This is a genomic window from Streptomyces sp. NPDC043878 (assembly GCF_056435735.1).
Map to the genome: position 1 here is coordinate 17,919 of NZ_JBWKDW010000031.1, position 13,031 is coordinate 30,949.

At 73.2% G+C, this 13,031-nt stretch carries 12 protein-coding genes and 1 pseudogene; 8 read left to right on the top strand and 5 right to left on the bottom strand.

Annotated features, from left to right (window positions below; translation table 11 throughout):
- Nucleotides 1–618 (bottom strand): annotated as a pseudogene (locus tag AC07AZ_RS32785) (hypothetical protein); the annotation flags it as partial.
- A 386-nt stretch (nucleotides 619–1,004) separates the two neighbouring features.
- Here AC07AZ_RS32785 and AC07AZ_RS32790 point away from each other — a divergent pair.
- From AC07AZ_RS32790 to AC07AZ_RS32805, 4 genes are all read left to right on the top strand, one after another.
- Entirely contained in the window at nucleotides 1,005–1,898 is an 894-nt protein-coding gene (locus tag AC07AZ_RS32790; RefSeq protein WP_478854256.1) for a DMT family transporter, read from the top strand.
- 32 nt (nucleotides 1,899–1,930) lie between these two features.
- Entirely contained in the window at nucleotides 1,931–2,446 is a 516-nt protein-coding gene (locus AC07AZ_RS32795) for an NUDIX hydrolase (RefSeq protein ID WP_478854258.1), read from the top strand.
- Nucleotides 2,447–2,532: 86 nt separating this feature from the next.
- Nucleotides 2,533–2,925 (top strand): YidH family protein, encoded by a 393-nt coding sequence (locus AC07AZ_RS32800; RefSeq protein ID WP_478854260.1) that lies wholly within the window; start codon nucleotides 2,533–2,535, stop codon nucleotides 2,923–2,925.
- Complete coding sequence (locus tag AC07AZ_RS32805) at nucleotides 2,922–3,245, top strand: DUF202 domain-containing protein (protein WP_478854262.1); 324 nt, start codon at nucleotides 2,922–2,924, stop codon at nucleotides 3,243–3,245. Before AC07AZ_RS32800 ends, AC07AZ_RS32805 begins: the two co-directional genes overlap by 4 nt.
- Before the next feature lie 236 nt (nucleotides 3,246–3,481).
- Here AC07AZ_RS32805 and AC07AZ_RS32810 read toward each other — a convergent pair whose 3' ends face one another.
- Nucleotides 3,482–4,435 carry an NADP-dependent oxidoreductase gene (locus AC07AZ_RS32810; protein WP_478854264.1) on the bottom strand — a complete coding sequence of 318 codons (954 nt, stop codon included), beginning with the start codon at nucleotides 4,433–4,435 and terminating at the stop codon, nucleotides 3,482–3,484.
- A gap of 297 nt (nucleotides 4,436–4,732) precedes the next feature.
- On the opposite strand from AC07AZ_RS32810, the gene AC07AZ_RS32815 reads away from it, so the two are divergent.
- Complete coding sequence (locus tag AC07AZ_RS32815; RefSeq protein ID WP_478854266.1) at nucleotides 4,733–5,767, top strand: phosphotransferase family protein; 1,035 nt, start codon at nucleotides 4,733–4,735, stop codon at nucleotides 5,765–5,767.
- Between the two features lie 5 nt (nucleotides 5,768–5,772).
- The gene (locus AC07AZ_RS32820; RefSeq protein ID WP_478854268.1) at nucleotides 5,773–6,996 is read left to right on the top strand and encodes an acyl-CoA dehydrogenase family protein; all 1,224 of its coding nucleotides are present in this window, start codon (nucleotides 5,773–5,775) and stop codon (nucleotides 6,994–6,996) included.
- Between the two features lie 65 nt (nucleotides 6,997–7,061).
- Here AC07AZ_RS32820 and AC07AZ_RS32825 read toward each other — a convergent pair whose 3' ends face one another.
- Genes AC07AZ_RS32825 through AC07AZ_RS32835 form a run of 3 tightly spaced genes read right to left on the bottom strand, consistent with a single transcriptional unit; the run spans nucleotide 7,062 to nucleotide 10,142 of the window.
- Nucleotides 7,062–7,655 carry a TetR/AcrR family transcriptional regulator gene (locus AC07AZ_RS32825; protein WP_478854270.1) on the bottom strand — a complete coding sequence of 198 codons (594 nt, stop codon included), beginning with the start codon at nucleotides 7,653–7,655 and terminating at the stop codon, nucleotides 7,062–7,064.
- 49 nt (nucleotides 7,656–7,704) lie between these two features.
- Nucleotides 7,705–9,372 (bottom strand): class I adenylate-forming enzyme family protein, encoded by a 1,668-nt coding sequence (locus AC07AZ_RS32830; RefSeq protein ID WP_478854272.1) that lies wholly within the window; start codon nucleotides 9,370–9,372, stop codon nucleotides 7,705–7,707.
- Entirely contained in the window at nucleotides 9,369–10,142 is a 774-nt protein-coding gene (locus AC07AZ_RS32835) for an SDR family oxidoreductase (RefSeq protein ID WP_478854274.1), read from the bottom strand. Before AC07AZ_RS32835 ends, AC07AZ_RS32830 begins: the two co-directional genes overlap by 4 nt.
- Before the next feature lie 154 nt (nucleotides 10,143–10,296).
- Between AC07AZ_RS32835 and AC07AZ_RS32840 the strand changes: the two genes are divergently transcribed.
- Together AC07AZ_RS32840 and AC07AZ_RS32845 are read left to right on the top strand one after the other, a co-directional pair.
- Nucleotides 10,297–11,532: an exo-beta-N-acetylmuramidase NamZ family protein gene (locus AC07AZ_RS32840; RefSeq protein ID WP_478854276.1), complete on the top strand. Its 1,236-nt coding sequence runs from the start codon at nucleotides 10,297–10,299 to the stop codon at nucleotides 11,530–11,532.
- A gap of 94 nt (nucleotides 11,533–11,626) precedes the next feature.
- Complete coding sequence (locus tag AC07AZ_RS32845) at nucleotides 11,627–12,976, top strand: serine-threonine protein kinase (protein ID WP_478854278.1); 1,350 nt, start codon at nucleotides 11,627–11,629, stop codon at nucleotides 12,974–12,976.
- Nucleotides 12,977–13,031: the final 55 nt, after the last annotated feature.

Consider the following 13,031-nt stretch of genomic DNA (forward strand, 5'->3'; position numbering starts at 1 on the left):
GAAAGCAGGCAGGGTCACCATGAGGGGGTAGGCGGCCCCCTGCTGGTCATAGGTGTGGCAGAATGCCCACCCTTCGGACGGCGGGTCCGGCCCGGCGCCGCCCCGGCGCTCGGCGAGCCGGGCGACCATCAGGTGGTGGGCGTGGTGATGGTCGGCGTAGCGCTCGCGGACCTCGCCGAAGAGCCGCAGGGCCTCGTCCTCGGCGCCCAGGACGCACTCCAGCATGAGCAGGCCGAGCCACGGGGTGGGGTCGGCTGGCACGCGGGTGGCGGCACCCTGGCAGGCCTCGCGGGCCAGGACCGGCTTCTCCTTGCCGCGCAGGGCGCGCTGGACCAGGGCGAGGGCGAGCAGCGCCGAGGCGTCGGCGGACTCTGGCTCGGCGAGCAGCCAGTCGCGGGCCCAGGGGGCGCTGTACGGCTCCAGCGCGAGGACCGCGAGGCGGTGCCCGCGCCGGTCCCAGTCGTCCGCGGTGTGGGCGAGCAGGGTACGGGCGGCCTGCCAGCGGCCCTGGGCCAGCGCGGCCCGCGCGGTGACGAGCTCGCCGTCGTCAAGGGCGGCGTCGAGGGCCCTGGCGGCGCGTCTGCGACCGCGGCCCAGGGGTGGCGGAGGTGGGGACACCGCGGAGACTTCCTCACGCGACGTGGCTCGTCGTCTGTTGTCGGCTTGCCATCAACTGATCACGCACAGCAAACCCCCAGCCATGGCTTGACGTCAAGGGCGAGCCGGGTGTTTCACGCGTCAACCACTGTGACGGCAGAGGAAGTTGAGGCGCGCCGGCCCCTCATGCCCCATGCGCTCCTTGTCACGCTGTGGCCCACGCCATGGCATCTCGCGCTCCGGCACCGCACCATGGCGGGACAGGTCGCGCCGCCGCCCGGCACCCGCGGGCACCGTGACCGGGTCGACTGCCCGAATCCGGGTACTCCCAGGACCACGCCGGGCGCTGGGACGCTAAAGTCGGCCCACCGCACCCGTAACCCGGCCGGACGATCGAGGTACGAAGCGTGTCCCTACTGGTTCTGATTCTCGCCGTGAGCGCCGCCTGCTGCCTTGGCTTCGGGTTCGTGCTCCAGCAGAACGCGGCCCAGCAGGCACCACTGAGCGACTTCCTCTCCCCCCGCCTGCTCCTGGACCTGGTGAAGGTCCCGCGCTGGCTCGGCGGCATGGGGCTGATGGTGGCCGGCATGGTGCTCGGCGCGATCGCGCTGGCCCAGGGCGAGGTGTCCCTCGTGGAACCGCTGCTGGCGACCAACCTCCTCTTCGCGCTCGCCCTCTCCCGCCGGCAGACCAGACAGCCGCTGGGCCGCCAGGGCTGGGCCGGTCTCGCGCTGCTCGCGGGCGGCGTCACCGCGTTCATCGTCGCGGGCCAGCCGCGGGGCGGCAGCGCCGTCGCCGACCCGCTGCGCCACTGGCTGATCATCGGCGTCATGGTCGGACTCGCCCTGCTGCTCACCACGTACGCGAAACGCTCCCGGCTCAGCTCCGGCCCGCTTCTGCTGGCCCTGGCCGCGGGCCTGCTGTACGGGCTGCAGGACGCGCTGACACGGGTCAGCGGGCAGCGGTTCTCCGAGGGCGGCATGGCGGAGCTGCTGACGGGCTGGCAGCCGTACGCCGTCCTCGCGCTCGGCGTCACCGGGCTGCTGCTGGTCCAGAGCGCCTTCGAGACGGCGTCCCTGCGCATGTCCCTGCCGGCGCTCACCGCGGCCCAGCCGCTCGCCGGCATCGTCTGCGGCGTGGGCTTCCTCGGCGACCGGCTGCACACCGACACGGGCGCGCTGGCCTGGGAGGCCGCCGGGCTCGCGGCGGTGGTGGCGGGCATCGTCCTGCTGGGACTGCACCCCGCGATGCCCAAGGGCGTGTCGGTGCCGTCCCCGCGCCGCGACCTCCAGCCGCGCTGACCCCGCCGTGGCGGCCCTGCTTGGATGAGGGCATGAGCGCTGCTGACGAGATCCTCGACATCGTCGACGAGCACGACCGGGTGACCGGCCGGTCCCCGCGCGGCGAGGCCTACGCGCGGGGCCTGCGCCACCGCTGCGTCTTCATCCAGGCCCGGGACGCACAGGGCCGCCTCTTCGTGCACCGCCGGACCCCCACCAAACTGGTCTTCCCCTCCCTCCACGACATGTTCGTCGGGGGCGTCGTCGGCGCGGGCGAGTCCTACGACGACGCCGCGCTGCGCGAGGCCGAGGAGGAACTGGGCGTCACCGGCCTGCCCCGCCCCGCCTTCCTCTTCAAGTTCCTCTACGACGACGGGGCCGGCCGGACCTGGTGGTCGGCGGTGTACGAGGTCCGCTGCGACCTGCCGGTCGACCCCCAGGCCGAGGAGGTGGCCTGGCACGGCTTCCTCACCGAGGACGAGCTACGCGGCCGCCTCACGGAGTGGGAGTGGGTGCCGGACGGCCTGGCGGCGTACGAGCGGCTGACGGCGTTCAGGTCACGGGGGTGACCGGGGCGGGCGGGGTGACGCTGGGGTGGCGTACCGCACCTCCGGCACGGGCCCCCGGGCGGGAATCGGCTCGATAGGGTCACCGAGTGATCGAATTCGCACGGAACGCCCGGCTCTGGTTCGTACCCCAGGAGGTCCGCCGTGAGGGCGGTACGCCCGACTACCGGTTCTCGCTGGCGAACGAACGCACCTTCCTGGCCTGGCTGCGCACCGCGCTGGCGCTGATCGGCGGCGGCTTCGCCGTGGACCAGTTCCTGCCCGACCTGCGCTGGGGCTGGCGGGTGGGGCTCGCGCTCGCGCTGCTCGGGGCGGGCGTGCTGTGCTCGCTGCGCGCGGTCAACCACTGGGTGCGCTGCGAGCGGGCGATGCGCCGTGGCGAGGACCTGCCGGTGTCGCGCTTCCCGGCGCTGCTGAGCCTGGTGGTCGCGGTGGTGGCCGTCGCCATGGTCGTCGTCGTGTTCCTCGGGTGGGAGGGGTGAGCGAAGGAGCGGAGGCCGTCCGGGACCCCGGCCTCCAGCCGGAACGCACCCGGCTGGCGTGGCGCCGTACGACCCTGTCGGGCACCGTCACCGGGCTGCTGGCCGTGAAGTCGACCCTGCGCGGCGGGCCCTCCCCGGCCTCGCTCGCCGTGTGCGCCCTGTGCTGCGCCCTGTGGCTGGCCTTCCTGCTCGTCGCCCACCAGCGCATCCGCGTCCTGAGCGGCACGGGCGCCCCCGGGCCGATCTCCCCGCGCCACGCCACCACGACGGCTCTGCTGACGGTGGCGCTGGCGGTGTGTGGGGCGGTGGTGGTGCTTTAGGTCTTGCGCGGTGCGGTGCACGCGGTGCGGTGCGGGTGTCGCGCGCGCGGCGCGGCGCGCAGTGCGGTGCGGCGCGCAGTGCGGTGCGGCGCGCAGTGCGGTGCGGGTGTCGAGCACGCGGCGCCGTGCACGCGGTGCGGTGCACGCGGTGCCGTCGATCGCCTGCGGCCCCGTTGTGGCTGGTCGCGTGGTTCCCCACGCCCCGTTGGGGCGCTGCCGGACCCGACGCGGGTCTCTCAGGGTGCGGGCGTCGGTTCTTCCTCCCAGTCGACCGTGACCACGATCTTTCCGCGGGTGCGGCCCTGCTGGCTGAGTCGGTGGGCCTCCGCCGCGCGTTCCAGGGGGAAGGTGTCGGACACGTGCACCGTGACCACGCCCGACTCCGCCAGCTCGGTCAGGCGCAGCAGGTCCTCGGCGTCGGGGCGCACGAAGTGGTAGCGGCCGCCGTAGTCGACGACGTCGGGGTCGGCGATCGAGGCCAGGCGGCCCTCGGGCGCCAGCAGGTTGGCGGAGACCTTCAGCGTCTCGCCGCCGATGGTGTCGAAGGCCGCGTCCACGCCCTCGGGCGCCAGCCCCCGCACCCGTTCGGCCAGACCCTCGCCGTATGTCACCGGCTCGCCGCCCAGCCGGCGGACGAAGTCGTGGTTGGCCTCGCTCGCCGTCCCGATCACCCGGGCGCCGACGTGGCGGGCCAGCTGGACGGCGATCGAGCCGACCCCGCCGGCCGCCGCGTGCACGAGCACCGTCTCACCCCGCCTGACGTGGAGCACCTGGTGCAGCACCTGGTGGGCGGTGAGCCCCGCCAGCGGCAGACCGGCCGCCTCCTCGAAGGACAGGTTGCGCGGCTTGCGCGCCAGGGTGCGCACGGGCGCGGCCACGTACTCGGCGAAGGTACCGCGGCAGAGGAAGTCCTCGCGCACGTAGCCGATGACCTCGTCCCCGACGGCGAACTCCGACACGGCCGCGCCGGGCTGTACGACGACCCCGGAGACGTCCCAGCCGGGGACCGCCGGGAAGACGGCGCCCAGGCACCCGTCGAGGTATCCCTCTCGGCACTTCCAGTCGACGGGGTTGACGGAGGCCGCCCTGACCTTCACCAGCACGCTGTCGGGCCCGACCTTCGGGTCCCGCACCTCCCCGTACTCCAGCACCCCGGGTCCGCCGTACCGCTTGTAACTGATGCCCTTCATGCCACCGACCCTCCGGGGTGCACGGACGCCGCGCAAGCCGGATGCCCGGATATGCGCCGTTCGCGTGGCAGCCTGTCCGACGTCACCGCCCGGACACGACCGCCACGCGCACCCCCACGGGCGGGACGCGGTCACACCGAGCTGCTTATCGTGGCTCCGATCACGTTCGGTCTCCCCTCTGGACTACATACCGACCGGTCGGCATCATTGGTCGGGTACCGTTCACGCGGTCATGGCCCCGCGCACGCACGCGTGGACGGTCCACGCGGCCGAGGTCCCGCACACGTTAGGAGAACCATGAGCCCCGATCACCCGCCCGGACTCGATCTGGACCGGCTGCGCGGCCTGCTCGACGGCGAGCGGCCCGGCCTGGTGCACGGCCCGCTGACCGGCCGGCTGATCGAGGGCGGACGGTCGAACCTCACCTACGCGGTCTCCGACGGCACCTCGAGATGGGTCGTACGGCGGCCGCCGCTCGGCCACGTCCTGGCCACCGCGCACGACATGCGGCGCGAGCACCGGGTGATCAGCGCGCTGCACCCGACGAACGTGCCGGTGCCGCGCCCGGTGCTGCTGTGCGAGGACGAGGAGGTGCTCGGGGCCCCCTTCTACGTCATGGAGTTCGTGGAGGGCACGCCGTACCGCACCGCCGGCCAGCTCGCCCCGCTGGGCGCCGAGCGCACCCGGGGCGCGGTGCTGTCCCTGGTGGACACCCTCGTCGAGCTGCACGCGGTGGACCCCGCCGAGGTGGGCCTCGCCGACTTCGGCCGCCCCGAGGGCTTCCTGGACCGGCAGCTGCGGCGCTGGGGCAAGCAGCTGGACGCCTCCCGCAACCGTGAGCTGGCCGGCATCGACGAACTGCACGCGGCGCTCGGCCGGGAGCTGCCCCGCTCCGCCGCGCCCGCCGTCGTGCACGGCGACTACCGGCTCGACAACGTCCTGATCGGCGACGACGACCGGATCAGGGCGATCCTCGACTGGGAGATGTCGACCCTCGGTGACCCGCTCACCGACCTGGGGCTGCTGGTGATGTACAGCATGCCGCTGGGGGCCTCCGACTCGCCCGTCTCGACCACCGCGGAGGCCGCCGGGCATCCGAGTCCCGCGGAGCTGATCGAGCGGTACGCCGCGCGCTCGGGGCGTGACGTCTCCGCGGTGTCCTGGTACACGGCGTTCGCCTGGTTCAAGCTCGCCGTGATCCTTGAGGGCATCCACTACCGCTACACGCTGGGCCAGACGGTCGGGCCGGGCTTCGACCGCATCGGCGACCTGGTCCCCGTCTTCATCGAGCACGGCCTGACCACTCTTCACGAAGGTCCCCGGGAGGACTGATCGTCATGGACTTCGCGTTCGACGCACGCACCGAAGAGCTGCGCGCAAAGCTCCTCGCCTTCATGGACGAGCACGTCTACCCGGCCGAGCAGGTGGCGCACGAGCAGCGGGAGCGGCTCGCCTCCCCGTGGGACACCCCGGCTGTGGTCGAGGACCTCAAGGCGGAGGCCCGCAGGCAGGGCCTGTGGAACCTGTTCCTGCCCGACAGCGAGTACGGCGCCGGTCTCACCAACCTCCAGTACGCCCCGCTCGCCGAGATCACCGGCCGCTCCCCGCAGCTGGCGCCCACCGCGACCAACTGCGCGGCACCGGACACCGGCAACATGGAGGTGCTGTCGCAGTTCGGCGACGAGCGGCAGAAGAAGCAGTGGCTGGAGCCCCTGCTCGCCGGTGAGATCCGCTCGGCGTTCGCGATGACCGAGCCGGAGGTGGCGTCCTCGGACGCCACCAACATCACCACGCGCATCGAGCGGGACCCCGACGGCGCCGACGAGTACGTGGTCACGGGCCGCAAGTGGTACATCTCCGGCGCGATGAACCCCGACTGCAAGATCTTCATCGTGATGGGCAAGACGGACCCGGACGGCTCCGACATCCGCCGCCAGCAGTCGATGATCCTGGTCCCGCGCGACACCCCGGGCGTCACGGTGGAGCGGGCGATGCAGGTCTTCGGCTACGAGGACCACTCCCACGGCGGCCACGCGGAGGTCGTCTTCGACCACGCGCGCGTGCCGGCCGCGAACCTGATCGGCGAGGAGGGCGGCGGCTTCGCCATCGCCCAGGCCCGCCTCGGCCCGGGCCGTATCCACCACTGCATGCGGCTGATCGGCATGGCGGAGCGGGCGATCGAGCTGATGTGCAGGCGGGCGGTGTCCCGCGACGCCTTCGGCAAGGCGCTGGCCCAGCAGGGCGTGGTGCACAACTGGATCGCGGACGCGCGGGTGGCCGTCGAGCAGCTGCGCCTGCTGGTGCTCAAGACGGCCTGGATGATGGACACCGTGGGCAACCGGGGCGCCCACTCGGAGATCCAGGCCATCAAGATCGCCACTCCGCGGACGGTCGTCGGCATCATCGACCGGGCCATCCAGCTGCACGGGGCGGGCGGTGTCAGCCAGGACTTCCCGCTGGCCGAGCTGTACGCGGGCGCCCGCACGCTGATGATCGCGGACGGGCCGGACGAGGTCCACCAGCGGTCGCTGGCGCGGCGGGAGCTGAAGAAGTACCTGTGACACATGGGTAAGGGGCGACCGCCAGGGCGGTCGCCCCTCACCCATGTGCGAGCCACCCGCGACGGCTACGGGCGCAGTGCGCGCAGCAGCAGGTCGGCCAGGTGGTCGGCGACCTCCTGCGGGGTGAGCGGGCCGTCGGGGCGGTACCAGGTCGACAGGTGGTGGACCGAGCCGAAGTGGTAGTCCACGACCAGGTCGGCCGGGATCTCCTTGGTGAAGACGCCCGTCTGCTGGCCCTCCTCCACCAGCGCGCGGAAGCGCTCGTGGTAGCGCCGGCGCTCCGCGCGGACCTGCTTGTTCTTCTCGGGGCTCAGGTGGTGCATCGAGCGGAAGAAGATCGAGGCGTCGTCGAGGTTGTCGATGGTGGTGACCACCACGTCGGCCGCCGCGCCCCGCAGCCGCTTCTCGATCGGCTCGTCGGCGTCCGCGAAGGCGTCGAGGCGCTCCTGCTGGACGCGCAGCACGCGCGCGTAGACCTCGTGCAGGAGGTCGTCCTTGGAGCCGAAGTAGTGGTACAGCGCCCCCTTGGTGACGCCGGCCGCCTCGACGATCTCCTGGACGGAGGTCCGGTCGTAGCCCCGCTCCGCGAAGAGCCGGGTGGCGGCGGCGAGCAGCCGCTGCGGGACGGGCGTACCGTCACCGTCCGTCGTCCTGGGCACTGTGCCGCCACCTGCCTTCCGGGTTTTCTGCTGTTCTTCCCGCGTCCGTCTACCGGTCGTCGCGCGGACGGGAACGGAGTTCCCGCCGGAGGATCTTCCCACTCGCCGTCTTCGGCAGGTCGGGCAGGATCTCCACCTGCCGCGGATACTTGTAGGCGGCCAGTCTCTCCTTGCAGTACGCGGCGAGTGCGTCCGGGTCCGTGTCGGCCCCCGGCCGCAGGCTGATGTACGCCTTCACGGTCTCGCCGCGGTACCCGTCGGGCACGCCGACGACGGCCGCCTCCCGCACCGCCGGGTGGGTGTACAGGACGTCCTCCACCTCACGCGGCCACACCTTGAAGCCGGAGGCGTTGATCATGTCCTTCTTGCGGTCGACGACGTACAGCCAGCCCTGCGGGTCCATGAACCCGATGTCCCCGGTGCGCAGTTCGCCGTCCGGGAAGGCCTCGGCGGTCGCCTCGGGACGCCGCCAGTAGCCGGGGACGACCTGCGGTCCGCGGACGAGGATCTCGCCCTGCTCGCCGAAGGGCACCTCCGCGCCCTGCTCGTCGACGATCCGCACGACCGTGTCCGGTCCGGGCAGGCCGACGGCGAGCGTCCCCGAGGCGGGGTCGACGGGCGCCTCGAGGCCGGGCGGCACGGACGCGCAGGGGGCGGTGCACTCGGTCAGGCCGTAGCCGTTGCGGATGTACGGCCCGAAGCCGGCCCGGAACTTCTCCACCAGGGCGGGCGGCACCGGGGCGCCGCCGGAGGAGATGTTGACGAAGGAGGAGAAGTGGTCCGGGGAGGCGGTCGGCTGGGCGGCCAGCGCCATGAAGGCGGTCGACGGGCCGACGGTGTAGTGCGGCCGGTGCTCGGCGAACGCGTCGAGGACCACGCCCGGTTCGAAGCGGTAGGTCAGCACGAGTGTGCCGGCGCTGTTCAGACAGGCCCCGAACTGGCAGACCATGCCGGTGATGTGGAACAGGGGCGCCAGCGCGTAGTACACGGGTCCGTCGGGCAGGGCGAGGCCGGTCCGCTGCCGTTCGGCGTTGTACATGATGTTGCCGTGGGTGTTGGTGGCGCCCTTGGGCTTGCCGCTGGTGCCCGAGGTGTAGCTGATCAGCGCGAGGTCGGAGGGCTCGGCGTCGCGGCCCTCGGGCGCCTTGTGGCCGGCACGGGCGACGGCCGTGAGGTCGTCGGCGTCGTCGGCCTGCGGCAGCCGCTCGAAGGTGAGCACGCGCGCGTCGCCGCGGGTCTGGAAGTCCAGCTCGCAGCCGGTCAGCACGATCCGTACGGGCGAGTCGGCCGCCGTCTCGCGCAGATACGACTCCCACGCCCGGTCGGAGCAGATGAGCCCGGCCACCTCGCCGTCCCGCAGGACGTGGGCGACCTCCGCCGACTTGTACATGGGGTTGACCGGGACGACGGTCGCGCCGGCCTTCCAGGCGCCGAGGACGGCGAGCACGAAGTGCGGGGAGTTCTGCAGCAGGACGGCCACACGGTCGCCGCGCTCCAGTCCGCGGGCGGCGAGGTGACCGGCGACGGAGTCGCTGAGCTCGTCGATCTCGCGGTAGCTCAGACGGCCGTCGAAGTAGGTGAGGAAGGCGCGGTCGGGGGCCTCGGCGGCGGACCGGCGCAGGGCGTGCACCAGGGAGGCGGCGGGGTGGACCGGGGCGCGCTGGGCGTCGTTGAGGAGGTCCACCCAGGGGCGGGCGGCGTAGCGGGAGTCGGTCACTGGCCGGCCTCCCACTTCTGCTGGAGCTGGTTCATGCCGGTCAGCCAGCGGTCCGGGTCGGCGGCCCTGGCCCGGTAGTACGCGGCGACCTCGGGGTGCGGCAGGATCAGGAAGCGGTCCTGCTCGATGCCGTCGAACAGGGCGTCCGCCACCTCTTCCGGGGTGATGGCGGTCGGCTGGAGGACCAGGTCGCCGGCGCTGCCGGTGGCGGCCAGCATGTCGGTGCGCACGCCCTGCGGGCAGATGGCGTGCACCTTGAGACCGCGGTGACGGTAGGTCAGCGACAGCCACTCGGCGAAGGCGTAGGCACCGTGCTTGGTGACGCTGTAGGGCGCGGCGCCGATCATGGTGAGCAGTCCGGCGGCGGACACGGTGGACACGAAGCGGCCACTGCCGCGCTCCAGCCAGGCGGGGAGGAGGGCGTGGGCCGCGCGGACGTGGGCCATCACGTTGACGTCCCAGGAGGCCGCCCAGGCCCCCTCGTCGGCGAGGTCGGCGACGTCCGGGCCGCCGAACGCGACACCCGCGTTGGCGCAGTAGACGTCGATCGTGCCGCCGAGCGCGTCGCGGGCGTCGGCCACGATCGCGGAGGCGTCGCCCGGGACCGCGGTGCCGCCGATCTCTTCGGCGACCGCCCGGGCCCGGCCGGCGTCCAGGTCGTTGACGACGACCCGGGCCCCGCCGGCCGCGAAGCGGCGGGCCAGCGCGGCCCCGATACCGCCTCCCGCTCCGGTGACGACCACTCCGGCATCCTGCACGGCTCCCACCATCGGTCTCCTTCGACGCGACTCTGCGCTACCGCGCCAGACTAACCGGTCGGTATGTGTGAGGGGAAGGGCGATTGCAGCACCCTGGGAGGCGCGGGAGACCGCGCGGACACCGGCGGCCGCCCCCACATCGTCCACCCCCTACGGAGGTCACCCCATGGGCCTGTCACGACGAGGTCTGCTCGCATCAGCGACGGCTGCGGCCGTGTCGCCCGCTCCGGCGGCGGCCGCGGCCGGTCACCGCGGACAGCACCGCACCGGCTTCGAACGGCTCGCCGCGGCCGGCTACGACCGGCTCCACGGACAGCGTGTCGGCGTGGTCACCAACCCGACGGGCATCACCCGGGACGTGCGCCACATCGTCGACGTCATGCACGCCGACGAACGGGTGAACCTGGTCGCCGTCTTCGGCCCCGAGCACGGCTTCCGCGGCACCGCCCAGGCGGGCGGCTCCGAGGGCCGCCACGACGACCCCGCGACCGGACTGCCGGTGTACGACACGTACCTGAAGAGCGGCCGGCCGCTGGCCGAGGTGTTCACCGCGTCCGGCGTGGACACGGTCGTCTTCGACATCCAGGACGTGGGCGCCCGCTTCTACACCTACGTCTGGACGCTGTACGACTGCATGGAGGCCGCCCAGCTCGCCGGCAAGCGGTTCGTGGTCCTGGACCGGCCGAACCCGGTGACCGGGCGGGCCGCCCTGGGGCCGGTGCTGCACCGGGAGTTCGCCAGTTTCGTGGGACGGCAGCCGGTCGCGCAGGCCCACGGGATGACCGTCGCCGAGCTGGCGCGGCTGTTCAACGGGGAGTTCCTGACCGCGCCGGTGCACCTGGAGACCGTACTGATGACCGGCTGGCGGCGCTCGGAGTTCTACGACACGCAGGGGCTGCCCTGGGTGCCGCCGAGCCCCAACATGCCGACACCCGACACCGCACTGGTGTACTCGGGGACCTGCCTCTTCGAGGGGACGAACCTCTCGGAGGGGCGCGGGACGACCCGGCCGTTCGAGCTGCTCGGCGCGGACGGGATCGACGGGCGCTGGGCGGCGGCGGCGAACGCGCTCGCGCTGCCCGGGGTGCGCTTCCGGGAGGCGTACTTCGCGCCGACGTTCTCGAAGTTCCAGGGCACCACCGTCGGGGGCGTGCAGATCCATGTGCACGACCGGGCCGCCTTCGACCCCGTACACACCGGCATCGCCCTCCTCGTCACCGCGAAGCAGGTGTGGAGCGGCTTCACCTGGCGCTCCGACCACTGGATCGACAAGCTGACCGGCTCGGCGCGGGTGCGCACCGCGATCGACGCGGGCGCGGACGCCGACGAGGTGGCGGCGGGCTGGCGGGTGGAGCTGGCGGACTTCCGGAAGGTGCGCCGGGAGTACCTCCTTTACGGCTGACGCGTCGGGATGAGTCATGACGTATGGCCAACCTCGCCCCGTAGCAGGACGATGCGCCCACATCGCACCACTACGGGGGACGAGGGGATGAGCCATGACGCGACCGGCGATGAGTGTGACTCCCTACTGGGAGCTGACCTTCGACGCGGACGGAGACCCGGACGAAGCGCAGCGCGACCGGCTGCTCGCGCAGGCCGGGGAGCGCGGTGTGCGCGACCTCGTGGTGTTCGCGCACGGCTGGAACAGCGACCGCTCCTGCGCCACCGGGCTCTACAGCCGCTTCTTCGCGCCGTTCCCCGGCCTCGCGCCGCGGGCCCGGCTCGGCTACGCGGGGGTGGTGTGGCCGTCGATGCGGTTCTCGGACGAGCCGATCCCCGACTTCCCGCGCTCCGTGGCCGCCACGACGACCCGGCGGCCGGCGCTCGACAAGGACACCCGGCACGCGCTGCTCGACACCTTCCCGGGCCGGGCGACCGTGATCGACCGGATCGACCGGCTGCTGGAGCAGCGGCCGCCGGGTGAGGCAGAACTGGAGGAGTTCGGGCGGCTGGTGCGGATGCTCGTCGACGTCGTACCGCCCGGACCGCAGGCGCTGTTCGCGGCGGACACCCTGGCCGAGGGCGTGCCGCAGAGCGAGCCGGAGATGTTCTCGGGGTCCACGACGGCGGCCTGCGAGCAGTTCGCCGAGGCGCTGGCCCGGCTCGACTCCCCCGCGGACGGCACCCACGACCGCGGCGCGCCCTGCTTCGCGGTGCCCGACCCGTGGGAGGGCGCCCACGAACTGCTGCGGCAGGCCACGTACTACGCGATGAAGCGACGCGCGGGAACCGTCGGCGAGCGCGGGCTCGGGCGGGTCGTCGGCCGGCTCGCGGCGGTGGCACCGCGGGTGCGGGTGCACCTGGTGGGGCACAGCTTCGGCGGCCGGCTGGTGTCGTTCGCGCTGCGCGGGCTGCCGGAGGGGGTGCGCACGGTGAAGTCGGTGACGCTGCTCCAAGGGGCCTTCTCGCACTACGCGTTCGCCGCCCGGCTGCCGCACGACCCGCGCGCGGGAGGGGTGCTCCAGGGGCAGCAGAACCGCATCGACGGACCCCTGGTGTGCTGTTACTCCCACTTCGACTCGGCTCTCGGCACGATCTATCCGCTCGCCTCCCGCATGGCGGACGACGCGCGGGACCTCACGGGCTTCGACCTCGGCCGGGTGCTGGGCGCCAGGTGGGGTGCGATGGGCCACGACGGCGTGCAGGCGGTGCCGGGCACGCGCGCGTGGACGCTCGCCGACGCGCTGCGCACCACGCTGCCCACCTCGGGGTGCGTGAACATCGACGCGGCCGCCGTGGTGTGCCGGGGCGGGGCCCCGTCCGGCGCGCACAGCGACATCGTGCACCCGGAGCTGGCACGGGTGGTGCTGGGGGGGGGGGGGGGGGGGGGGGGGGGCCCCCCTTGAACGGGGGAGGGGGACGGGCCCCCCCTCCCCCCTCCCCGTCGGGGGGGGAGCCCCA

Coding starts and splice junctions, on each gene's coding strand:
- AC07AZ_RS32845 (WP_478854278.1), top strand. CDS start 11,627: ATGACGCGACCGGCGATGAGTGTGACTCCCTACTGGGAGCTGACCTTC.
- AC07AZ_RS32820 (WP_478854268.1), top strand. CDS start 5,773: ATGGACTTCGCGTTCGACGCACGCACCGAAGAGCTGCGCGCAAAGCTC.
- AC07AZ_RS32835 (WP_478854274.1), bottom strand. CDS start 10,142: ATGGTGGGAGCCGTGCAGGATGCCGGAGTGGTCGTCACCGGAGCGGGA.
- AC07AZ_RS32815 (WP_478854266.1), top strand. CDS start 4,733: ATGAGCCCCGATCACCCGCCCGGACTCGATCTGGACCGGCTGCGCGGC.
- AC07AZ_RS32810 (WP_478854264.1), bottom strand. CDS start 4,435: ATGAAGGGCATCAGTTACAAGCGGTACGGCGGACCCGGGGTGCTGGAG.
- AC07AZ_RS32795 (WP_478854258.1), top strand. CDS start 1,931: ATGAGCGCTGCTGACGAGATCCTCGACATCGTCGACGAGCACGACCGG.
- AC07AZ_RS32840 (WP_478854276.1), top strand. CDS start 10,297: ATGGGCCTGTCACGACGAGGTCTGCTCGCATCAGCGACGGCTGCGGCC.